This is a genomic window from Nocardioides sp. L-11A, from assembly GCA_029961745.1.
Lineage (GTDB): Bacteria > Actinomycetota > Actinomycetes > Propionibacteriales > Nocardioidaceae > Nocardioides.
In genome coordinates, this window is the sequence record CP124680.1 from 5,450,095 (window position 1) to 5,470,719 (window position 20,625).

At 72.6% G+C, this 20,625-nt stretch carries 27 protein-coding genes; 15 read left to right on the plus strand and 12 right to left on the minus strand.

The features are described from left to right. Positions 1 to 13 precede the first annotated feature (13 nt). Positions 14 to 493 (plus strand): nucleoside deaminase, encoded by a 480-nt coding sequence (locus tag QJ852_26070; protein ID WGX96600.1) that lies wholly within the window; start codon positions 14 to 16, stop codon positions 491 to 493. Positions 494 to 612: 119 nt separating this feature from the next. Here QJ852_26070 and QJ852_26075 read toward each other — a convergent pair whose 3' ends face one another. Together QJ852_26075 and folE are read right to left on the minus strand one after the other, a co-directional pair. After that, entirely contained in the window at positions 613 to 1,818 is a 1,206-nt protein-coding gene (locus tag QJ852_26075) for an FAD-dependent oxidoreductase (protein ID WGX96601.1), read from the minus strand. Beyond that, positions 1,815 to 2,420, minus strand: a complete 606-nt coding sequence (folE, locus tag QJ852_26080) for a GTP cyclohydrolase I (protein WGX96602.1) — start codon at positions 2,418 to 2,420, stop codon at positions 1,815 to 1,817. The genes QJ852_26075 and folE overlap by 4 nt, the downstream gene beginning before the upstream one ends. Before the next feature lie 66 nt (positions 2,421 to 2,486). Between folE and QJ852_26085 the strand changes: the two genes are divergently transcribed. Continuing rightward, positions 2,487 to 2,792: a pentapeptide repeat-containing protein gene (locus QJ852_26085; GenBank protein WGX96603.1), complete on the plus strand. Its 306-nt coding sequence runs from the start codon at positions 2,487 to 2,489 to the stop codon at positions 2,790 to 2,792. A 21-nt stretch (positions 2,793 to 2,813) separates the two neighbouring features. Here the strand turns inward: QJ852_26085 and QJ852_26090 are convergent, their stop codons facing one another. Together QJ852_26090 and QJ852_26095 are read right to left on the minus strand one after the other, a co-directional pair. Beyond that, complete coding sequence (locus QJ852_26090; GenBank protein ID WGX96604.1) at positions 2,814 to 3,083, minus strand: hypothetical protein; 270 nt, start codon at positions 3,081 to 3,083, stop codon at positions 2,814 to 2,816. Positions 3,084 to 3,134: 51 nt separating this feature from the next. Continuing rightward, positions 3,135 to 4,199 carry an oxygenase MpaB family protein gene (locus QJ852_26095; GenBank protein ID WGX96605.1) on the minus strand — a complete coding sequence of 355 codons (1,065 nt, stop codon included), beginning with the start codon at positions 4,197 to 4,199 and terminating at the stop codon, positions 3,135 to 3,137. Positions 4,200 to 4,250: 51 nt separating this feature from the next. Between QJ852_26095 and QJ852_26100 the strand changes: the two genes are divergently transcribed. The 3 genes from QJ852_26100 to QJ852_26110 are packed head-to-tail and all read left to right on the plus strand — an operon-like array spanning position 4,251 to position 5,832. Then, complete coding sequence (locus QJ852_26100; protein WGX96606.1) at positions 4,251 to 4,862, plus strand: TetR/AcrR family transcriptional regulator; 612 nt, start codon at positions 4,251 to 4,253, stop codon at positions 4,860 to 4,862. Next, on the plus strand, positions 4,859 to 5,338 hold the full coding sequence (locus QJ852_26105) for a GNAT family N-acetyltransferase (protein ID WGX96607.1): 480 nt from the start codon (positions 4,859 to 4,861) through the stop codon (positions 5,336 to 5,338). The genes QJ852_26100 and QJ852_26105 overlap by 4 nt, the downstream gene beginning before the upstream one ends. Then, a complete protein-coding gene (locus QJ852_26110; GenBank protein ID WGX96608.1) occupies positions 5,335 to 5,832 on the plus strand; it encodes a GNAT family N-acetyltransferase in 498 nt (165 codons plus the stop codon). The genes QJ852_26105 and QJ852_26110 overlap by 4 nt, the downstream gene beginning before the upstream one ends. Here the strand turns inward: QJ852_26110 and QJ852_26115 are convergent. Further along, positions 5,798 to 6,646, minus strand: a complete 849-nt coding sequence (locus QJ852_26115; protein ID WGX96609.1) for a helix-turn-helix domain-containing protein — start codon at positions 6,644 to 6,646, stop codon at positions 5,798 to 5,800. The genes QJ852_26110 and QJ852_26115 overlap by 35 nt on opposite strands. A gap of 51 nt (positions 6,647 to 6,697) precedes the next feature. Between QJ852_26115 and QJ852_26120 the strand changes: the two genes are divergently transcribed. Beyond that, a complete protein-coding gene (locus QJ852_26120) occupies positions 6,698 to 7,087 on the plus strand; it encodes a VOC family protein (protein WGX96610.1) in 390 nt (129 codons plus the stop codon). Between the two features lie 59 nt (positions 7,088 to 7,146). After that, positions 7,147 to 7,425, plus strand: a complete 279-nt coding sequence (locus QJ852_26125) for a hypothetical protein (protein ID WGX96611.1) — start codon at positions 7,147 to 7,149, stop codon at positions 7,423 to 7,425. A gap of 9 nt (positions 7,426 to 7,434) precedes the next feature. Here the strand turns inward: QJ852_26125 and QJ852_26130 are convergent, their stop codons facing one another. From QJ852_26130 to QJ852_26150, 5 genes are all read right to left on the minus strand, one after another. Continuing rightward, positions 7,435 to 8,778 carry an NAD-dependent succinate-semialdehyde dehydrogenase gene (locus QJ852_26130; protein WGX96612.1) on the minus strand — a complete coding sequence of 448 codons (1,344 nt, stop codon included), beginning with the start codon at positions 8,776 to 8,778 and terminating at the stop codon, positions 7,435 to 7,437. 45 nt (positions 8,779 to 8,823) lie between these two features. Further along, the gene (locus QJ852_26135; protein WGX96613.1) at positions 8,824 to 9,624 is read right to left on the minus strand and encodes an ABC transporter permease; all 801 of its coding nucleotides are present in this window, start codon (positions 9,622 to 9,624) and stop codon (positions 8,824 to 8,826) included. Positions 9,625 to 9,637: 13 nt separating this feature from the next. Next, positions 9,638 to 10,561 carry an ABC transporter permease gene (locus QJ852_26140; protein WGX96614.1) on the minus strand — a complete coding sequence of 308 codons (924 nt, stop codon included), beginning with the start codon at positions 10,559 to 10,561 and terminating at the stop codon, positions 9,638 to 9,640. A 2-nt stretch (positions 10,562 to 10,563) separates the two neighbouring features. Continuing rightward, complete coding sequence (locus QJ852_26145; GenBank protein WGX96615.1) at positions 10,564 to 11,745, minus strand: extracellular solute-binding protein; 1,182 nt, start codon at positions 11,743 to 11,745, stop codon at positions 10,564 to 10,566. A 71-nt stretch (positions 11,746 to 11,816) separates the two neighbouring features. Next, on the minus strand, positions 11,817 to 12,899 hold the full coding sequence (locus QJ852_26150) for an ABC transporter ATP-binding protein (GenBank protein WGX96616.1): 1,083 nt from the start codon (positions 12,897 to 12,899) through the stop codon (positions 11,817 to 11,819). A 130-nt stretch (positions 12,900 to 13,029) separates the two neighbouring features. Here QJ852_26150 and QJ852_26155 point away from each other — a divergent pair, with 130 nt between their 5' ends. Further along, entirely contained in the window at positions 13,030 to 13,776 is a 747-nt protein-coding gene (locus QJ852_26155; protein WGX96617.1) for an FCD domain-containing protein, read from the plus strand. Then, on the plus strand, positions 13,773 to 14,495 hold the full coding sequence (locus tag QJ852_26160; protein WGX96618.1) for a cache domain-containing protein: 723 nt from the start codon (positions 13,773 to 13,775) through the stop codon (positions 14,493 to 14,495). Before QJ852_26155 ends, QJ852_26160 begins: the two co-directional genes overlap by 4 nt. A gap of 3 nt (positions 14,496 to 14,498) precedes the next feature. On the opposite strand, the gene QJ852_26165 is transcribed toward QJ852_26160, so the two are convergent. After that, positions 14,499 to 15,098, minus strand: coding sequence for a dihydrofolate reductase family protein (locus QJ852_26165; protein ID WGX96619.1), 600 nt, complete (start codon positions 15,096 to 15,098; stop codon positions 14,499 to 14,501). A gap of 89 nt (positions 15,099 to 15,187) precedes the next feature. Here QJ852_26165 and leuE point away from each other — a divergent pair, with 89 nt between their 5' ends. From leuE to QJ852_26195, 6 genes are all read left to right on the plus strand, one after another. After that, the gene (leuE, locus tag QJ852_26170; protein ID WGX96620.1) at positions 15,188 to 15,862 is read left to right on the plus strand and encodes a leucine efflux protein LeuE; all 675 of its coding nucleotides are present in this window, start codon (positions 15,188 to 15,190) and stop codon (positions 15,860 to 15,862) included. Between the two features lie 89 nt (positions 15,863 to 15,951). Beyond that, entirely contained in the window at positions 15,952 to 16,743 is a 792-nt protein-coding gene (locus tag QJ852_26175) for a hypothetical protein (GenBank protein WGX96621.1), read from the plus strand. Beyond that, positions 16,733 to 17,395, plus strand: coding sequence for a DUF305 domain-containing protein (locus tag QJ852_26180; protein ID WGX96622.1), 663 nt, complete (start codon positions 16,733 to 16,735; stop codon positions 17,393 to 17,395). The genes QJ852_26175 and QJ852_26180 overlap by 11 nt, the downstream gene beginning before the upstream one ends. Positions 17,396 to 17,468: 73 nt before the next feature. Beyond that, a complete protein-coding gene (locus tag QJ852_26185) occupies positions 17,469 to 18,077 on the plus strand; it encodes a carboxymuconolactone decarboxylase family protein (protein WGX96623.1) in 609 nt (202 codons plus the stop codon). Beyond that, complete coding sequence (locus QJ852_26190) at positions 18,074 to 18,949, plus strand: RNA polymerase sigma-70 factor (protein WGX96624.1); 876 nt, start codon at positions 18,074 to 18,076, stop codon at positions 18,947 to 18,949. The genes QJ852_26185 and QJ852_26190 overlap by 4 nt, the downstream gene beginning before the upstream one ends. Before the next feature lie 41 nt (positions 18,950 to 18,990). Then, complete coding sequence (locus tag QJ852_26195; GenBank protein ID WGX96625.1) at positions 18,991 to 19,950, plus strand: alpha/beta fold hydrolase; 960 nt, start codon at positions 18,991 to 18,993, stop codon at positions 19,948 to 19,950. A gap of 17 nt (positions 19,951 to 19,967) precedes the next feature. On the opposite strand, the gene QJ852_26200 is transcribed toward QJ852_26195, so the two are convergent. Continuing rightward, complete coding sequence (locus QJ852_26200; protein ID WGX96626.1) at positions 19,968 to 20,582, minus strand: TetR/AcrR family transcriptional regulator; 615 nt, start codon at positions 20,580 to 20,582, stop codon at positions 19,968 to 19,970. Positions 20,583 to 20,625: the final 43 nt, after the last annotated feature.

Consider the following 20,625-nt stretch of genomic DNA (forward strand, 5'->3'; position numbering starts at 1 on the left):
GGAGGCCCCCCTCATGTCTGTCTCCGCCGAGGACCTGCGCCACCTGGAGCGCTGCGTCGAGCTGGCCGAGGCGGCCGTCGCCGTCGGCGACGAGCCGTTCGGGTCGGTGCTGGTCGCCGCCGACGGCACGGTGCTGATGGAGGACCACAACCACGTCAGCGACGGCGACGGCACCCGGCACCCCGAGCTCGCGATCGCCCTGTGGGCGGCTGCTCACGTGCCGGTCGCCGAGCGCGCGGCGCTGACCGTCTACACCTCCGGGGAGCACTGCGCGATGTGCTCGGCCGCGCACGCCTGGGCCGGGCTGGGCCGGATCGTCTTCGCGACCTCCACCCCCCAGCTCGTGCGGTGGTACGCCGAGCTCGGGCTCGCCGAGTCCCCCGTCACCCCGCTGCGGATCACCGAGGTCGCCCCCGGCGTGCCGGTCGACGGCCCGGTCGAGGAGTACGCCGAGCGGGTCCGGGCGCTGCACGTGCGGCATCACGCGGGCTGATCCCCGGGGGTCCGGGGCGCGGAACCGGCGTGAAAAGCGTTGCGGTTTGGGACCAATCCGCGCAATTTCGGGGCCGGGGCATGCGGTCTCTGCCCAAACGCGAGCTGGTCGGACCAGTCTCAGGCGAGGTCCGCGAGGGGCACCGCGGGGTCCCGGACGGCGTCGGTGACGGGGCCGCCGACGACCGCGCGCAGGGGCTCGATCGCGTCCCAGTCGTTGAGGTGCAGACCGGCCACCACCCGCTCGCCGCTCAGCCACAGCACGCTCGCCTGCCGGGCGCTCAGGTCGCCGCGGACCACGAGGCCGTCGTACCCGGCGTGGGGGTCGACGTGCCCGACGTACTCCATCCCGAGGTCGTACTGGTCGGTGAAGAAGTACGGCAGCCGCGCGTACGCGTCGTCCCCGCCCAGCATCACCCGCGCGACCTGCCGGCCGTGCTGGATGGCGGTGTCCCAGTGCTCGACGCGGATCCGGGTGCCGAGCACCGGGTGGTCGTGGTTGGCGACGTCACCGGCGGCGAAGACGTGCGGGTCGGAGGTGCGTAGCCAGGCGTCGACGAGGATGCCGTTGTCGACGGCCAGTCCGGCGCGGGCGGCGAGCTCGTCGGCCGGGGCGACGCCGACGGCCACGAGGAGTGCGTCGGCGACGACGGGGTCGCCGCCCTCGACGTGGACCACGACGCCGTCGTCGGTCCGCTCGATCCCGGCGACCTGGACGCCGAGGCGCAGGTCGACGCCGTGCCGGCGGTGCAGGTCGGCGAAGACGGTGGCGACCTCGTCGCCGAGCACGCGTCGCAGCGGCAGCGGCGCGGATTCGAGGACGGTCACCAAGGCGCCGCGCTGCCGCGCGGCCGAGGCGACCTCCAGGCCGATCCAGCCGGCCCCGATGATGGCGATCCGGGTGCCCTCGGTCAGCCGCTCGCGCAGGGCGAGCGCGTCGTCGAGGGTGCGCAGGTGGACGACGGGCGCATGGGAGGCGTCAGCCATCGGCAGGTGCCGTGGGGTGGCGCCGGTGGCGAGCAGCAGCCGGTCGTACGGCAGCTCGTCCGCGCCCACCCGGACCCGGCGCCGGTCGAGGTCGATCCCGGTCGCGAGGGCGTCGGTGCGCAGGTCGACCTGCTGCTCGTCGTACCACTCCCGCGGGTGGACCAGCGCCGACTCCGGCTCGGCCGAGCCGAGCAGCAGGCCCTTGGACAGCGGCGGTCGCTCGTACGGCGGATGCGACTCCCCGCCCACGACGACGATGTCGCCGGAGTGCCCCTGCGCACGCAGCTCCGTGACGGCGTTGGCGGCGGCCAGGCCTCCCCCGACCACGACGACGTTCATCGCCGGCCCCGGGTGAGGTCGAGGAACTCCGCGCGACTGCGGGCGTCGTCGCGCAGCTGTCCGAAGAGAGCCGAGGTCAGCGTGCGCGAGCCGGTCGCCCGGGCCCCGCGCAGGCTCATGCAGGTGTGCTGCGCGTCGATGACGACGCCGACGCCGCGCGGGTCGAGCTCGCGGCGCAGGTGGTCGGCGATCCGCTTCGTCAGTCGCTCCTGGGTCTGCGGCCGGCGAGCGTGGTGGTCGACCATCCGCGCGAACTTCGACAGGCCGAGGATGCGCGCGCCGGGCAGGTAGCCCACGTGGGCCACGCCGACGAACGGCAGCAGGTGGTGCTCGCACAGCGACTGGACCGGGATGTCCTCGACGAGGACCAGCTCGTCGTACTCGTCGTCGTTGGGGAACGTCGTCAGCTCGAACTCCGGCGGCGAGGTGAGCTCGACCAGCGCGTCGACCATCCGCCGGGGCGTGTCGGCGAGGTGCTCCACGGTGAGATCGAGACCGAGCGCGGTGAGCAGGTCGACGGCTGCGCCGTGCGCGGCCGCGCGATCGACCGCGGGCCCCTCGGTGACGATCCGGGGACGCCACTTCTCCTCTAAAATAGTCACGCTTCCAATTTAGAGCCCGGGCGGGCGCCGCTGTCAACCGTCGGACCCTCCGCACACACTCCTCCCATGGCCGACCGACGACAGGGCGCACCCACGCCGACCACCGACTCCGCGGTGGTCTCCGAGCGCTGGGACGGCCAGGACCTCTCCGGGCGCACCTTCCGCCGGGTGGCCTTCCTCGACGTCGACCTGACCGACGCCGTCGCCCGGGGCGCCACCTTCGAGGAGTGCTCCTTCCGGGGCTGCGACCTGTCCCCTGTCGACCCGGTTGCCACCTCGCTCGGCGACGCGGTGGTCGACCTCGACCAGGCGGTCGCGCTGGTCCGGGCGCTCGGGCTCCGGGCCGAGGAGGCGGTGCCGATGGAGGTCTGACCATCATCCATCCGGGAGCGGTCAGCCCTTCTGGACCGCGCTCAGGACCGCGTCGAGCTTCGCCTTGAGCTCAGGCACCTCGTCGAGCAGGACGAGCTTGTCGTTGAGGTCGCCCAGCAGGGTCTGCACCTGTCCCAGCACGTCGCGGGTCTCCGCGAGCGTGGCGTCGACGGTGGTCAGCTTGCGGTCGACGTCGACCAGCGTGGTGTCGACGCTGGCCAGCGCGGCCTCGGCGTTCTTGAGCACCTTGTCGGTGCGCTTGAGGACGTCGGCGACGGGGTTGAGGCCCACGGATTCTCCTTCGGTACGACGGCGGCGGGAGGGTCACTCTGGCAGGCGCGCTCAGCCGAGGCGGCCGAGCACCGGCTCGGACTCGACGAGCCCGGCGTCGCTCGGCGCCTCGCCACGGCCGAACACCTTGTCGTGCTGCTTCGCGCGCCAGGCGAGGTGGGCCTCGGCGGGCCGGTCGTACCCGTACCGCTCCTGCGCCTCCCGGGGCGTCAGCAGCTCCGGGGTCACCGGTGGTACGCCGAGTAGGATCGGCGCGACCACCGGGACCGTGCTGGGGGACAGCAGCCCGAGGATCCGCAGCTGCAGCCGCTTGCTCGTCGCGAGGACGGCGAAGGTGGCGCGGAGCACCGGCCGCGCGACGACGTCCATCGCCCGCGGCTGGGTGACGTCGCCCAGCTCCCGCATCCAGTGCGGCAGGGTGGCGATCACGCCGGCGCGGAAGAACCGGCCGATCACCCAGCGGGCGGGACGCGCCACGAGCGGGACGTCGTCGGCGAGCTGGCTGATGTCCATCAGGTGCGCCATCGCCCGGCGGGCGATGGGCGAGCCGGACATCACCGGCCGCATCCGGGCGTAGTAGGCGTGCAGCTCGGCCCGGGAGCGGGGGACGTCGTCGGGCGAGCAGGTCTGCAGCTCGGCGGCCCGGGCGCACTCGGCCCAGTACTGCGCCTCCTCGGCCGCGGACAGCCGGCCGGGGCCGTACATCTCGTACGCCTTGAGCACCGAGTGCCAGCCGGTGACGAGGATCCACAACTGCGAGGCGGGGTCGTTGGCGTCGTACCGGCCACCGCCGTAGGGCTCGGTGCCGATCGCCTTGCTGTGCACCTTGACCAGGACGTCCGCCGCGCGGGCGGTCGTCCGACTGTCGCCGAAGGCGACGAGGGCAAAGTAGTGGATGGTGCGGTCGTAGCGCGTCTTCGGCCGCCGATAGATGTCCTGGGTGCGATCGACCGAGGCCACCAGGTTGGGGTCGAGCTCCTCGACGACGACCGCCCGGCTGAAGCCGACGGTCAGCGACGTGGGGTAGCCCCAGACCTTCCAGGCCACCGACTCGGGACCGAAGAAGCCGTAGTCCTCGGCGGGGGTGAGCTCGCGGTCGTGCTTCCGGATCGCCATGTCCCCAGAATGCTACACCTCTGTAGTAAATGGAACCCTAGAGTGGGCGCCATGTCCGAGCCGGCCCGCAAGCGACGCCCGTACGCACCTCGCGTGCCGATGGCCGAGCGTCGCGAGCAGCTCCTCGACGCCGCCCTCACGATCATCGACCGCGACGGGTACGACGGCATCTCGATCGACGCCGTCGCCCGGGAGATCGGGGTGACCCGGCCGGTCGTCTACAGCGCCTTCGACGGGCTCGGACCGCTGCTGACGACCCTGCTCGACCGCCAGCAGGAGCGGGCCCTGGCCCAGCTCTTCGCCGCCCTCCCCCTCGACGCCGCCGGCGACGACCCGGTCGCGGTGGTCGAGCGGGCGACCCCCGCACTGCACGCGATGGTGCTCGGCGACCCGCTCACCTGGCGCGCGATCCTCGCCTCCCCCGTGACCGTGCCCGATGTCGTCCGGGAACGGATCGAGGGCGATCGCGAGCGGGTCCGCGCCGTGATCGAGCAGCTGGTCGCGGGCGTGCTCGGCGAGGAGGTCGACGCCGAGGTGCTCGCGCACGGCATCCTCGCCCTGCTCGACCACTTCGGGCGGCTGGTGCTCGCCGAACCCGACCGATTCACCGCCGAGCGCCTGACCGGCGTGATCGGCTCCCTGACGAGGACGTGGTTCGCATGACCGACCTGCCCGCCGTGCGGCTCGCCACCCCGGCCGACGCCTATGTCGTCGGCGGCCTGCTCTTCGACTTCAACACCGAGTTCGAGACGCCGACGCCGAGCGCGGCCGACTTCGGCGACCGGTTCACCTCCCTGCTGGCCCGTCCCGACGTGTTCGTCGCGCTGGCCGAGGACCCACGGACCGGCGTGGCGACCGGCTTCGGCTATCTCACCCTCCGCCCCACCCCGTACGGCGACGGCCCGCTCGCCCAGCTCGAGGAGCTGTACGTCGTACCGCACCTGCGGGACCGGGGCATCGGCACCGCCCTGCTGACCACGGCGGTCGCGGAGGTCGAGCGACGCGGCGCGATCGAGGTGCACATCAACGTCGACGAGATCGACGCCGATACCCGGCGGTTCTACGAGCGGCACGGGTTCACGAACATCCAGCCGGGCGAGGACTTCCGGATGCTCTGCTACCTGCGGGAGCTGCGGTGAGCGCCCCCGCGCCCCGGCTCCGCCCGGCCGCGCCCGGTGAGGCGGCCGCGCTGACGGAGCTGGCCCTGCGCTCCAAGGGCCACTGGGGCTACGACGCCGCCTTCCTCGAAGCCTGTCGGGCGGAGCTGACCATGCGCGACGCCGAGCTCGCCGCCCGCCGGACCGTCGTCGCCGAGCTGCCCGACGGCCGGATCGTCGGCTTCCGCACCCTCGAGGGCGAGCCGCCGGTCGGGGTCCTCGGCATGATGTTCGTCGACCCGGACACGATCGGTCACGGGGTCGGCCGGGCCCTGGCGACCGACCTCGCCGCGGAGGCGCGGGCCGCCGGGTTCACCCTGCTCACCATCGACGCCGACCCGAACGCCGAGGCGTTCTACCTGGCGCAGGGCGCGGTCCGGGTGGGCGGGACGCCGTCCGGCTCGATCCCGGGACGGGTGCTGCCCCGGCTCGAGCTGCGCCTCAGCCCGGACGTGCCGGCCCCGGCTCCGCGCTGAACCTCCCCGGCGTCAGGCCGGTGGCGGCGCGGAAGTCGCGGGTGAAGTGCGCCTGGTCGGCGTACCCCAGCTCGGCCGCCACCCGGGCCAGGTCGACGGCGGTGCCGGTCCGGAGCAGGTCGGCCGCGTCGTGCAGGCGCCGGCGCTGGACCAGCCACTTCGGGGACAGGCCGATGCGGCGCCGGGTCAGCCGCTGCAGCGCCCGCTCGCCGAGGTCGAACTTGGCGCACACCTGCGCGACCCGCTGCACCTCGCGGTCGCCCTCGACGTACTCGACGACGGCGTTGACCAGCCGCCCCTCCTCGTCCACCGGCACCAGTACGCCGAGCGCCTCGGCCACCCGTGCGCACGCCTCTCGCTGGCGGTCGATCTCGGCGGGGTCGTCCCCGAGGGCATCGGCGACCGCCCGGACCAGCCCGGGCGCGTCGAGGCCGGGGACCGTGACCAGGTCGCGTCGCCGGTCGGTCAGCTCCGCGACCGGCCCGCCGGCCAGGGCGAGGCCGACGGCCGGCTGCATCATCACCCCGACGACCCAGCCGGAGCCGCTCAGCTCCTCGGTGCTCAGCCCGGCATGCGGCCCGACCAGCTGGCCGCCGTCCGGACCGACGACGACCTGGCACACGGGGTACTGCAGCACCCGTTGGACCGAGCGCTCCCCCGGCGGCAGCGACCAGACCGGCACCCAGAACCGGCGGACCGCGTCGGCCAGCGACGGCGGCGGGGCGTAGCGCCGCAGCGAGGGCGCGTACCCATGGACGTCGCGCAGCTGCGCGGGCTCGACCACGTCCAGGGGTCCGTCGGGCGTCCAGCGCATGTGTCGGATTCTTTCAAGACACCGGTCGGCGATGCCGGCAAGGTGGGTCGCATGACCACTCCCGTGACCGAGCTCATCGCGTTCACCATCGACTCCGCCGACGCCGCCCGGCTGGCCCGCTTCTACGCCGAGCTGACCGGCGGCGAGGTGACCGGCGACTATCCGGAGTACGGGTACGCCTCCGCGGCCGTGCTCGGAGCCACCTTCAACTTCCAGACCGTCAAGGACTTCGCTCGCCCGCAGTGGCCCGGCCAGACCCACCCGCAGCAGTTCCACCTCGACTTCCGGGTGCCCGACCTCGAGGCCGCGACCGAGCACGCCCGCTCACTGGGGGCGACCGTCGCCGAGACCCAGCCGGCCGCCGAGATGGGCGGCTCGTGGCGGGTCATGCTCGACCCCGACGGGCACCCGTTCTGCCTGTGCCCGCCGCAGGAGGGCTGAGCGCCCACGGGTCCGGCGAAATCGGTGACAGGTCGGCACATCCGGGCGCATGATGGGGCATGCGCCGGGTGCACCCACCTCTTCCGAGCGCGGGCGCGGCCTACCTGGACCCCCGTGGCGACGGCCGCGCGCTGCGCGTCAGCTGGCACGCGGAGGCCGACGTCGTCGTGCTCTCCCTGTGGCGCGACAACGTCTGCACCGGCACCTTCCAGCTCGCCCTCGAGGACGTGCCCGGCCTGGTCGACCTGCTCGCGTCCCGCTATTCCGACGCACCCGGCGAATGGGCTGTCTACCGTCCCGATACGGAGCCCATATGCCGGGTGCGTGACGGAGCCTGAGCCCCGCGCTCAGCCGACCGTGCGGATCAGCTTCTTGTTGACGAACTCCTCCATGCCGTAGCGGCTCAGCTCGCGGCCGAAGCCGGAGCGCTTGATGCCGCCGAAGGGCAGCTCGGCGGCGTCGAGGCCGACGCCGTTGACGAAGACCATGCCGGCCTCGATCCGGTCGGCGACCCGCTGCGCCTGGGCGGCGTCGGTGGAGAAGACGTAGGAGCCGAGGCCGTACGGCGTGTCGTTGGCGATCCGCACCGCGTCGTCCTCGTCGCTCGCGCGGAACACCATGGCGACCGGGCCGAAGAGCTCCTGGCGGTACGCCGGGTTGTCGGTCGTGATGCCCGAGAGCACGCCGCTCGGGTAGAAGGCGCCGTCGCGCTCGCCCGCGGTCGCCAGGGTCGCACCGCCGGCGACGGCCGCGTCGACCTGGGTCGCGAGGGTGTCCGCGGCGGTCACCGAGGAGAGCGGGGAACCGCCCGAGGCCGCGAGCACGGCGTCGGTGAACCTGCCGACGAACTCGTCGTACAGGCCGTCGACCACGATGAACCGCTTGCCGCCGTTGCAGACCTGGCCGGCGTTGTCCATGCGGGCGAAGACCGCGGCCTCGACCGTGGCGTCGAGGTCGTCGGTGGAGAGCACGATGAACGGGTCGGAGCCGCCGAGCTCGAGGACGACCTTCTTCAGGTTGCGGCCGGCGATCTCGGCGACCGCCGCGCCGGCGCGCTCGGATCCGGTGAGCGAGACACCCTGGACGCGGGGGTCGGCGATGATGTCGGCGACCTGGTCGTTGGTGGCATAGATGTTGACGTAGGCGCCCTCGGGGAAGCCGGCGTCGCGGAAGATCTGCTCCTGCAGCGCCGCCGAGCGCGGGCACTGCGGCGCGTGCTTGAGCAGGATCGTGTTGCCGGTGATCAGGTTGGGGCCGGCGAAGCGGGCGATCTGGTAGACGGGGAAGTTCCACGGCATGATCCCGAGCAGGACGCCGACCGGCGTCCGGCGGATGACCGCGGTGCCCTCGCCCTCGCCGAGCTCGATCGGCTCGTCGGCGAGGAAGCGCTCGGCGTTGTCGGCGTAGAACTCGTAGATCGAGGCGGAGAAGTCGACCTCGCCCTCGGCGTCGGCCAGCGGCTTGCCCATCTCCTCGACCATCGCGGCGGACAGCTCGGCGCTGCGCTCACGGTGCAGCTCGGCGACCCGGCGGATCAGCGCGGCGCGGTCGGCGACGCCGGAGGTACGACCCCAGGAGCCGTACGCCGCGGCGGCCGCGTCGATCGCGGCGGCGATGTCGGCGTCGGTGGCGGTCGGGAAGGTCTCGACCAGCTCCCCGGTCGCGGGGTTGCGGACGGCGTACTCGGTCATGGGGTGGGACTCCTTCGGGCGGGGTGGGTAGGCGGGGCGGGTGGGTCAGCGGGCGGCTTCGACGTCCGAGGACAGCCGCTGCGCGAGCCAGACGGGGAGGATCGAGAACACGATCAGGACGACGGCGACGACGTTGACGACCGGCGCCTGGTTGGGGCGGAACATGTTGTTGAGGATCCAGATGGGCAGGGTGGTGGCGCCGTTGCCGGCGGTGAACGTGGTCACGATGATCTCGTCGAAGCTCAGTGCGAAGGCCAGCATGCCACCGGCGAGAAGGGCCGAGCGGAGCTGCGGGAGCGTGACCAGCCGGAAGGTGGTGAACACGCCCGCGCCGAGGTCGGCCGAGGCCTCCTCGAGACTGGTGCCCAGTCGGCGCAGCCGGGCCTGCACGTTGTTGAACACGGTGACGATGCAGAAGGTCGCGTGCGCGACCACGATCGTCCAGATGGACAGGTCGACGCCGAGGATCCCCTTGAAGCCGTTGTTGAGCGCGATGCCGGTCACGACGCCGGGCAACGCGATCGGCAGGATGACCAGCAGGTTCACCGAGTTCTTGCCGAAGAACGAGTAGCGCTGGAGGGCCAGGGCGAGCAGGGTGCCGAGCACGAGCGCGAGCAGGGTCGCGATCACCGCCACCTGCAGGCTGGTCACCAGCGCGTCCCGGGCCCCGGCGCTGTGCGCGGCGCGCCGCCACCACTCGAGGGTCACACCGTCGGGCGGCCAGGTCATCGACTGGCTGGGGTTGACCGAGTTCGCGACGACGACGAGCAGCGGCAGGTAGATCAGCGCGAGGACGCCGAAGGTGAGGCCGGCCAGGACCCGGCGGGAGAGCGGGCTGAGGGTCATCGGTGGGCCTCCATCACAGGTTGTCCAGGGCGCCGGTCCGGCGGATGGCGCTCAGCAGCACCAGCATCACGACGATCGGGATCATCGCGATGGCCGCCGCGAGGGGCAGGTTGTTGGCCGCGCCCGCGTTGATGAAGACGAGGTTGCCGAGCATCTGGCTGGCGCCGCCGACGATGTTGACGGTGATGTAGTCGCCCATCGTGAGCGAGAAGCTGAAGATGGCACCGGCGACGATGCCGGGGACCAACAGCGGCAGCACCACCGAGCGCAGCACCATGCCGGTCGGCGCCCCGAGGTCGCCGGCCGCCTCCAGCAGCGAGTCGGGGACCCGCTCCAGGGCGGCGAAGATCGGCAGGATGACGTAGGGCAGCCAGATGTAGGCCTGGGTGATGACGACGGCGGTGAGCCCGTAGCCGGGCGAGCCGAGGCCGGTCCACTCGGCGAGGCCGCCCTCGGAGAGCACCACCCGCCAGGAGAAGACCTTGACCAGGTAGCTGGCCCACAGCGGGGTGAGCACGGCGACGACGAGCATCCGGCGCGCCCGGGGCGAGGCCACCTTCGCCATGTAGAAGGCGATGGGGAGCGCGATCGCGACGTCGACCACCGTCACGGCGGCGGCGACACCGAGGGTGCGGAGCGTGACATTGCGGTACACCTCGCTCTCGAGGAGCGTGCGGAAGTTGTCCAGCGTCCACGAGCGGTCGATCTCGCTGCTGAGGCTGTCGACCGACCACAGCGAGGTGATGAGCAGCGCCGCCAGCGCGACGACGTAGACCAGCACCATCCAGGCGAGCGGTGCGGAGAGCAGGAGGGACAGGCGCAGCCACACCATCCGGTGCAGCAGCCGGGACCCCGGCCGGGCCACCGGGCCCCGCAGTGCGGGGTCGGTGGTCCGGCCGGGCCGGGTGTCGCTGGGCGACGTCGACGTGACGGACATGATCAGCCCTTGATCTCCGTCCACGCCTCGGTCCACTGGGCGTAGTTGGTGCACTGCACGTCGGTCCGCCCGTCGAGGCACTTCTCGATCGGCGTGCGCCAGAACCACAGCTGCTTCGCGTACTCCTCGTCACCGGCGTGGAAGGTCTCGCAGTGCTTCGGGTCGGTCGTCTGCGCACAGGCCTCGGGGCTGTTGGGCGCCTCGCCGAAGTACTCGGTCGCCTGCGCGTTGGCCTCGGGGGACAGGATGTAGTCCATCCACTTGTAGGCGCAGTTCGGGTTCTTCGCCTGCGACGACAGCATCCAGGTGTCGTTCCACGCCGTGGCGCCCTCGGTGGGCAGCGTGACGTCGACGTCCGGGTTCTCGATGCTGTTCTTGATCACCTGCCAGGTAGTGCCGACGACCGAGTCGCCGGTCTCGAAGGCCTGGACCTCCTTGAGGTAGTCCGACCAGTACTCGCCGACGTACTGGCGCTGCTCCTTGAGCAGCGCCACGGCCGCGTCGAGCTGGTCCTGGTCGAGCGCGTACGGGTTCTCGATGCCCAGGTCGGGCTGGGTCTTCATGAGGTACAGCGCGGCGTCGGCGATGTAGATCGGCGAGTCGTACGCCGTCACCTTGCCCTTGTTGGCGGCGAGCTGGTCCTTCTCGAAGACCGCGCCCCACGAGGTCGGCGCCTCGGCGAAGTTCTTCTTGTTGAACATCAAGAGGTTGGCGCCGTAGCCGTGCGGGACGCCGTAGTTCTTGCCGTCCACCGAGTTCCACTCGGTGTCCTTGAGGAAGTCGTAGACGTTGGCGTAGTTGGGCACCAGGTCGGTGTTGATCTCCTGCGCCTCGTTCGACGCGATCAGCCGCAGCGACAGGTCGCCGGAGGCCGCGATGACGTCGTACTCCCCGGACTTGGCGAGGTTGAGCGCCTCGTCGGAGGTGCCGTAGACCTTGCTGGTCACCTCGCAGCCGGTGTCCTTCTCGAAGGCGGAGACCCAGTCGACGGCGGGGTCGTTGCTGCCGTCCTCGACGTAGCCGGGCCAGGCCAGGATCGAGACCTTGCCCTCGGTCTTGCCGACCTTCTCGACGGCCTCGGTCTTCTTGTCGTCGTCGCTGCTGCCGCAGGCGCTCAGTACGGACACCGAGACCAGGGCCAGGCAGGCCGTGGCCACGCGGCCCTTGCGGAGGGTGTTCTTCATCGGGTTCTCCCCTTCTTCTCTGGATGGAGACTCGTTGGGTTGCTGATGGGTGGGAGCACGGGTGGAGGGCGTCAGGAGCCGCTCGAGAGAGGGACGACGTCGGCGCGCGCGAACCGGACCGTGACGTCGTCGCCGCGGTGCTCGGCGGAGTCGAGCGAACCGGTCGACTGCTCGAGCGCGACCAGCTCGACGCCGTCGGAGGTGCGCAGGTGCACGCGGTTGCCGGTCCCCAGGTAGATCGTCTCCACGACGACCGCGTCGAGCCGGACCTCGTCGCCGCGCGCGCCCTCGGGACCCTCCGGGTCGGTGGCGGCGGACAGGCGCAGCCGCTCGGGGCGCACGGCATGCTCGCCGGCCACGCCGAGGATCCGCTGGGACGTGGCGCTGTCGAAGAGGTTGGTGGTGCCGACGAACCCGGCGACGTACGCCGAGGCGGGGTTCTCGTAGATCTCGCGCGGCGTGCCGAGCTGCTGGATCCGGCCGGCGTCGAAGACCGCGATCCGGTCGCTGAGCGTGAGCGCCTCCTCCTGGTCGTGGGTGACGAAGACGAAGGTGATGCCGAGCTCGCGCTGGAGCTGCTTGAGCTCGACCTGCATCTGCTCGCGCAGCTTGAGGTCGAGGGCTCCCAGCGGCTCGTCGAGCAGCAGCACCCGCGGCTGCAGCACGATCGCGCGCGCCAGCGCGACCCGCTGCCGTTGGCCGCCGGAGAGCTGGGCCGGGCGGCGGGTACCGAGGTGCCCGAGCCGGACCGTCTCCAGGGCGTGCTGGGCGCGCTCGCGACGCTCCGCCTTCTTCAGCCCGCGCACCCGCAGCCCGTAGGCGACGTTGTCGAGGACGCTCATGTGGGGGAAGAGCGCGTAGTCCTGGAAGACGGTGTGGACGTCGCGCTCGAAGGGTGCGCTGCGGGTGACGTCGGCGCCGCCGAGCCGGACCGTGCCGGCGGTGGCCTGCTCGAACCCGGCGATCAGTCGCAGCACCGTGGTCTTGCCGGAGCCCGACGGGCCGAGCATCGAGAAGAACTCGCCGTCGGCGATGTCGAGGTCGACGTCGTCGACCGCGACCACGTCACCGAAGGTCTTGCGGAGACCGCGCAGGGTGATCGCGGGGGTGTCGACGGCAGCCGCCTCGGCGGGAGCACTGGTCGAGAGGGACATCGGATGTGCCTTTCGTCACGTTCAGATTGGCGTTAACATATGACTTCACAGTTCAAAGCACAAGAGCGTCCGGCAAGATTGCCCCGGAAGGGGACTCGCGGGGGTCGCCGGGGACTGAGGAGGAGAGACGGTGGCCGTGCCGTTCTACGGACGCGCATCCGCGGCGGTGTTCTCGCCGCTCGAGTCGCTGAGCCGTTCGGAGCTCGTCGTCCGACGCCTCACGGACGCGATCGCGCTCGGCCTCCTGCCCGACGCCGAACAGCTCCCCGGCGAGCTCGACCTCGCCGGGATCTTCGGCGTCTCCACCGTCACCGTGCGCGAGGCGCTGTCCGTGCTGCGCTCCGAGGGGCTGATCGAGACCCGGCGCGGCCGCGGCGGCGGCAGCTTCGTGCGCACCCCCGAGAACGGCGTCAGCCACCTGGCCCGGCGCCGGCTCGACGGGTTCAGCCTCGGCGAGCTGCGCGACCTCGGCGACGTGTACGCCGCCATCTGCGGCGCCAGCGCGGCCCTCGCCGCCCGCCGGTCCAGCCCCGACGACGTGGACCGGCTGCAACGGGTCGCCGACGCGCTCGAGCACGCCGAGAAGCCCGACGCCCGGCGCCGGGCCGACGCGCAGTTCCACATCGAGGTGGCCGCTGCCGCCCAGTCCCCCCGGCTCTACCACGAGGAGGTCAGCCTCCAGGCCGAGTTCGGGACCCTGCTGTGGCTCGCCTTCGGCGATGATGACAGTCACGCCCAGATGGTCCGCAGCTGCCGGGCCGTCGTCGCCGCGATCGCCGACCGCGATCCCCACGCCGCCCGCGAGGCGGCCGAGCAGCGGGTGGCCGACTCCACCGCCCGTCTCATCGACTACCAGCTCAGCGAGGTCCACCGATGAAGTCCTCGAAGAACCAGCTCCGCCTCTCCCCCGCCGAGATCGCGCCCGTGCACGCCGCGGTCGTCGAGCTCGCCGACCACGCCTTCGGGCTCGCCGACCGGATCGCCGCGACCGTGACCCGCGCCCTCGCCGGGCGCACGGCGCCGCGGCGCGCCGATCTCGCCCCGGTCGAGCCCCTCGTCCTGCCAGTCCTCGGCGACGGCCGGCAGCCCGTCCAGGGCGCCGGTTTCGTCGCCGCCCCGAACATCCTCCAGGACGCCGAGTGGTGGCTGGAGTGGTTCGCGCGCGACGCCGACGGCCGGCCCCAGCGCCTGGTCACCCACTCCGAGCCCCAGGCGATCGGGTTCTACGACTACGAGCACCTGCCGTGGTTCGTCGTCCCGCGCGACACGGGGCACCGCCACGTGACGGGTCCCTACGTCGACTACCTGTGCACCGAGGAGTACACCCTCACCTTCACCCTGCCCGTCGTGGTCGGGGACCGGTTCTGCGGCGTCGCCGGCGCCGACATCGCGGTCAAGAACGCCGAGCAGGCTCTGCTCCCGCCGCTGCGCGCCGTCGGGGCCCGGACGGCGGTCGTCAACAACTTCGGCCGGATCCTGTCCAGCAACAGCGGACGCCACCTGTGCGGCGACCTGCTCGAGGGCGTCGCCTTCGACACGCTGCCGGCGGAGCAGCGGGTCGGCGACCTGCCGCTCGCCGTGGTCGCCCTGGACTGACAGCTACGGCCGGCGGTAGGTCAGGTGGGTGACCTGCGGCGTCTGCCGGGTCGCGACCGGCACCAGCCCAAGCGGACCGACCCCGTCGAACATCCGCGAGCCGGCGGCCAGCCCGGCGACGTACGGCACGACGTGGAGCCGCAGCTCGTCGAGCTCGCCCGCCGCCAGGCAGGCGTTGATCGTGGACGCCCCGCCGGCGATCGCGACATTGCGCTCCCCGGCGGCGGCGCGCGCCTGCGCGAGCGCCGACGCGAGTCCGTCGGTGACGAAGTGGAAGGTCGTGCCGCCCTCCATCGGCAGCGGGGGACGCGCGTGATGGGTCAGCACGAAGACCGGCGCGTGGTACGGCGGGTCCTCGCCCCACCAGCCGCGCCAGGCGAGGTCCGGGGCCCCGCGGCCGGGGTCGAACATGTGGCGGCCCATGACGAAGGCGCCGGCGTCGACGATCGCCGCGACCTCGGCCGCGTTGTCGTCGCCGTGCTCGAACATCCAGCTGTGCAGCCGGCGCTCGTCGAGCGAGCCGAAGGGGTGCTCCAGCGACTGGTCGGCCGCCGCACCGAAGCCGTCGAGGGTGATGCCGATGTCCGCGGTCACGATGCCCATGCCGGTGCTGACCGGCGGTCGCGGCTGGACTCATCGAGCCGACGGAAACGAATCGCGGCGACGGACCGACGCGTGGGAGGATCCGGTCCGTGCTGGGCATCACCGACCTGTCGACGTACCTCGTCGGTCTCGTGCTGATCATCCTGCTGCCCGGCCCCAACTCGCTCTACGTCCTCTCGGTCGCGGCACGGCGCGGGGTCCGGGACGGCTACACCGCCGCGGCGGGGGTCTGGACGGGCGACGCGGTGCTCATGACGCTGTCCGCCGCCGGCGTGGCCTCCCTGCTCAAGACCAACGACGTCGCGTTCGGGATCGTGAAGTTCGCGGGGGCGACCTACCTCGGCTGGCTGGCCTTCACGATGCTGCGCGCGGCGGTCGCGATGTGGCGCTCGCGGCGTACCGTCGCGGAGGTGGCCGCCGACGCGGCCGACGCGGCGACCCCGACGGGTTCGGCCGGCCGCGGGGAGCGGCCCTACCGCCGGGCGCTGGTGATCAGCCTGCTCAACCCGAAGGCGATCTTGTTCTTCGTCGCCTTCTTCGTGCAGTTCGTCGACCCCGCCTACGCCCACCCGGCGGTGCCCTTCCTCGTGCTCGGCACCTTCGCGCAGATCGCCAGCGTGGCCTACCTGAGCGCACTCATCTTCTTCGGGACCCGCCTGGCAGCGGCCTTCCGCCGCCGCCGGGCCCTCTCCGCGGGGGCGACCTCCGCGGTCGGTGCGGTCTTCCTCGGGTTCGCCGTCAAGCTCTCGCTCTCGCAGGCCTAGGGTCGCGTCGTCGTACCCGGCGAACGGGTCGTCAGATCGGCGATTTCACGACCCGTTCGCCGGGTACGACGGCCACTATGCTCGGGGCCGTGATGATGCGACCGGTCGAGCTCGAGGGCGTCCGCGACGGCACCGTCGACCTGGCCTTCCGCCGCTGGGACCGGGCCCGGGTGAAGGTCGGCAGCCGACTGCGCACCGCGATCGGCGTGGTCGAGGTGACCAGTGTCGAGGAGGTCGGGCTCTCCGCCCTGCGCGCCGACGACGCCCGCCGGGCGGGCGCCCCGTCCCTGGCCGCGCTCAAGGAGGCCCTGTCGGCGCGGGCGGACCGGCCGGTGTTCCGGGTCGGCCTGCGGTACGGCGGCCCCGACCCCCGCGAGGCGCTGCGCGCGGCGATCCCCGACGCCGCGGAGGTCCCGGGCATCCTCGCCGGCCTGGACCGCCTGGACGCCGCCTCGGCGATCGGGCCGTGGACCCGCCCCACGCTGCGCATCATCGACCGCAACCCGGAGGTCCGGGCGCCCGATCTGGCCGCGGAACTGGGCCGCGAGACGCTCGACTTCAAGAAGGACGTGCGCAAGCTCAAGGAGCGCGGGCTGACCGAGTCGCTGGCGATCGGCTACCGCCTCTCCCCGCGCGGCGAGGCGGTGCTGGACCACGAGGACGGTCCGCGCAAACGGGCCCCGCGACGGTCCGGGTCCCCGCTGCCCCGCACCATCGGCGCCCCCGCGACCCGCGCCCTGCGGGCGGTCGACGTGCACACCCTCGAGGCGGTCAGCGGCTGGCGGCGGGCCGACCTCGCCGCCCTGCACGGCGTCGGGCCGATCGCGCTCGACCGGCTCGAGCAGGCGATGGCCGAGCTGGGCCTGGGCTATGCGCCCTGACCGGCGCCGGGGCACCGGGATCGCCGGGGCCGCCGTCGCGGCCACCGGCCTGCTCGCGCTCGGGGTCGGCCTCGCCGGGTGCGGCGACGACGGGCCGGCGCCACGGCCCGCGACGGTCGAGACCGCCCGCAACGGGGACGTCTTCAACAGCGCGGATGTGGCGTTCGCGACCGCGATGATCCCGCACCACGCGCAGGCCCTGCGGATGGCGCTGCTCGCCGAGGACCGCCCGCTGGAGCCGGAACTCAGCGCGGTCGTCGCCCGGATCCAGGACGTGCAGGTGCCGGAGGTGGAGACCATGGCCACCTGGCTGACCGCCTGGGGCAAGGACGTCCCGGCCACGTCGATGGACCACGCCAACGCCGGTCACGACGCAGGGGCGGCCGGGGATCCGGACGACGACGTACCGGGCCACGACCTGCCGGGGATGATGTCCGCGGCACGGATGGCCGAGCTCGCGAGGTCCTCCGACGCCGACTTCGCCGGCCACTGGCTGGCGATGATGATCGAGCACCACGAGGGCGCGATCGCGCTGTCCGAGACCCAACGCGCGGACGGGAGGTTCGCCGACGCCGTCGCGCTCGCCGGGACGATCGCCGAGGACCTGGCCGAGGAAGTGGCCACCCTCGAGGAGCTGCTCGGACGGCGGTGACGCGCCGGCGGCTGTCACATCCGCCGGACGGGCGGTGTCTTCATGTCGAACCCACCCCCACGAGGAGGACGACATGACCACCACCCCCACCGCCGCCCGCATCCCGGCCGCGCCGATCACCGGGCTCTACGGCGCCCTGGTCAAGAAGTTCGCCGGCCGGATGTTCGGCCGCGTGCCCGAGTCCCTCGGCGTGATGTGGCACCACCTGCCGGCCCTCAAGGCGAGCATGGCCTACGGCCAGAAGCTGCAGAAGTGGGACGCCTGCGACGAGACGCTGAAGACCTACGCGCACATGGCCGTCGCGTCGCTCGTCGGCTGCTCGTGGTGCCTGGACTTCAACTACTTCATGACCAGGGACAAGGGCCTCGACGAGGACAAGGCGCGCGAGGTCCCGCGCTGGCGGGACTCCGACGTCTTCTCCCCGCTGGAGCGCCAGGTGCTGGAGTACGCCGAGGCGGCGACCCGGACCCCGCCGACGGTCACCGACGAGATGGTCGCGCCGCTGCTCGCCGCGCTCGGCCCGGCGGGCCTGCTGGAGCTGACGAGCGTGATCGGCTTCGCCAACCTGACCACCCGTGGCAACACGGCGCTCGGCATCGAGTCCGAGGGCTTCGCCGCGGCCTGCGGGATGAAGCCGCTGGCGCAGCCCGGTCCCTCGGCCGCCGTAGGCTCGTCGGCATGAGCGGAGCCGACCCCTTCGTCGCCCACCGCAACCTGCTCTTCACCGTCGCCTACGAGATGCTCGGCTCGGCGGCGGACGCGGAGGACGTCGTCCAGGAGACCTGGCTGCGGTGGGCCGGGGTCGACACCGGCGAGGTGCGCGACGCCCGCGCCTACCTGGTCCGCATCGTCACCCGGCAGGCCCTCAACCGGCTGCGCAGCCTGGCCCGGCGCCGGGAGGACTACGTCGGCGAGTGGCTGCCCGAGCCGCTGCTGACCGCGCCCGACGTCGCCGAGGACGTCGAGCTCGCCGAGAGCGTCTCGATGGCGATGCTGACGGTGCTGGAGACCCTCGGACCGACCGAGCGCGCGGTGTTCGTGCTGCGCGAGGTCTTCGACACGCCGTACGACGAGATCGCGGCGGCCGTCGACAAGACGCCGGCGGCGGTCCGCCAGATCGCGGTGCGGGCGCGCAACCACGTGGCCGCGCGACGTCCGCGGGTCGACGTGGACCGCACCGAGCAGCAGGCGGTGGTGGAGCGCTTCCTCGCCGCGGTGCGCACCGGCGACCTCCAGGCCCTGCTCGACGCGCTCGCTCCCGACGTCGTGATGCTGGCCGACCACGGCGGCGTGGCGCAGGCGATCCGCAAGCCGCTGCACGGACCCGAGCCGGTCGCGCGGCTGCTGGCGAACTTCGCGGTCTTCGCCCCCGGCGGGACGGTCGAGTCGGTCTGGCTCAATGGCGCGCCCGGCGCCCGGATCGATGCGCGCGGCGAGCTCACGGCCGTCAGCCTGGAGATCGAGGGCGGCCGGATCAGCCGGATCCTGGTGATCCGGAACCCGGCCAAGCTGACCGCCCTCGACGAGGAGGCGGGCCTCAGTCGCGACCGCTGAGGCCCTGGTGCGACACAGCGTCGCATGTAAGGATCCCGGCCATGGACCGGACCTACGCCGACCAACCGCAGTGGCGCGCCATCCAGGACTTCCTGCCGCCCGCGTTCCGGATCGGGCCCGGCCAGGAGCCGGCCGAGGAGTGGTGGGAGCACGAGGGCCACCGGATCCACCTCGACACCTATCGCGACCCGGCCGCGCCCACCAAGGTGGTCCTGCTCCACGGCGTCGGCACCAACGGCCGGCAGATGATGACCATCCTCGGCAAGCCCCTGGCCGACCGCGGCTACGAGACGATCGCCGCGGACATGCCCACCTACGGGCTCACCGAGGTCGCCCCCGGCGTGCTGGTGACGTACGACGACTGGGTGCGGATCGCCTCCGCGCTGGTCGCCGCCGAGCGGGCGCGCGACGACCGGCCGATCGTGCTCTACGGGCTGTCCGCCGGGGGCATGCAGGCCTATCACGTGGCCGCGGTCGACGGGCGGGTCCGCGGGATCGTCGGCATGACCTTCCTCGACCAGCGCGACCGACAGGTGGCGACGGAGACGGCGGTGACGCGCCTGGCCGGCCGGCTCGGCACGCCGGTGGTCGCGGCCGCCGGCGGATCCTTCCTCCGACGGCTGCGGGTGCCGATGCGGCTGGTCAGCAAGATGCACGCGCTGGTCAACGACCGGGCGGCAGCGCGGGCGTGCTATCGGGACCGGACCTCGGCGGGCAACCGGGTCACCCTGGCCTTCCTCCGGTCCTACCTGCGCTATGTCCCGGCGGTCGAACCGGCGGACTTCGACGTCTGTCCCGTCCTGCTGACCCAGCCCGCCGCCGACCGCTGGACGCCGCTCCACCTCAGCCGGCCGTTCCTCGACGCGCTCGTCCGGGTGCCGGTCGACACGGTGCTGCTGGAGAACGCCGGCCACTACCCGCTCGAGCAGCCCGGGCTGGACCAGCTCGTCGCGGCGGTCGACGCCTTCTGCGCCGGCGCCACCGCTCCGTCCGGCGACTGAACCGGGGCCAGCCGGGCTCAGGACGCCAGCAGCAGCGGCATCAGTCGGTGCACCTGCGCGTGCAGGTCGTCGAGCACGCCCTCGCTCTCGCACAGGTGGCCGAGCAGCGCCTGCTGGAACAGCCCGTCGAGCAGGCCGTAGGTGACCTTCGGCGTCATCGCCGCGGGCCGGCCGGCCAGCTCGGCGTAGGTCGCGACCACCCGCCAGACCATGTCCTCGAGCGTCTGGTCGATCTGCAGCACCGCCTCGCGCAGGCTCTCCTCGAACATGCTCTGCGCGCGCAGGTCGTACCAGAGCCGGTGCATCGGCGCCTCGTCGACGATCGTCTCGACGAGCTTGTCGGCGAAGGCCGCGACCAGGCCGTCGGCGGTCGTGGCGTCGGCGACCACGCCGTCGTACCGGTGCACGCAGGTGGCCTTGTACTGACGCACGCAGTAGACGATCAGGTCCAGCTTGTCGTGGAAGTAGTAGTGGACGACGCCGTGGGAGAACTCCGAGTTGTTCGCGATCTCGCGCAGGCTGGCCCGGGCGTAGCCGAGCTCGCCGAGGGTCCGCAGGGCGGAGTCGGCCAGCGCGCGGCGGCGCGCGTCGTGCTTGTCGGCGGGCGTACGACGCGCCGTGGCTGTCGTCATGGGGCCCGAGGCTACCGGCTCGCTCGGCTCTTCGTGGCCGAGT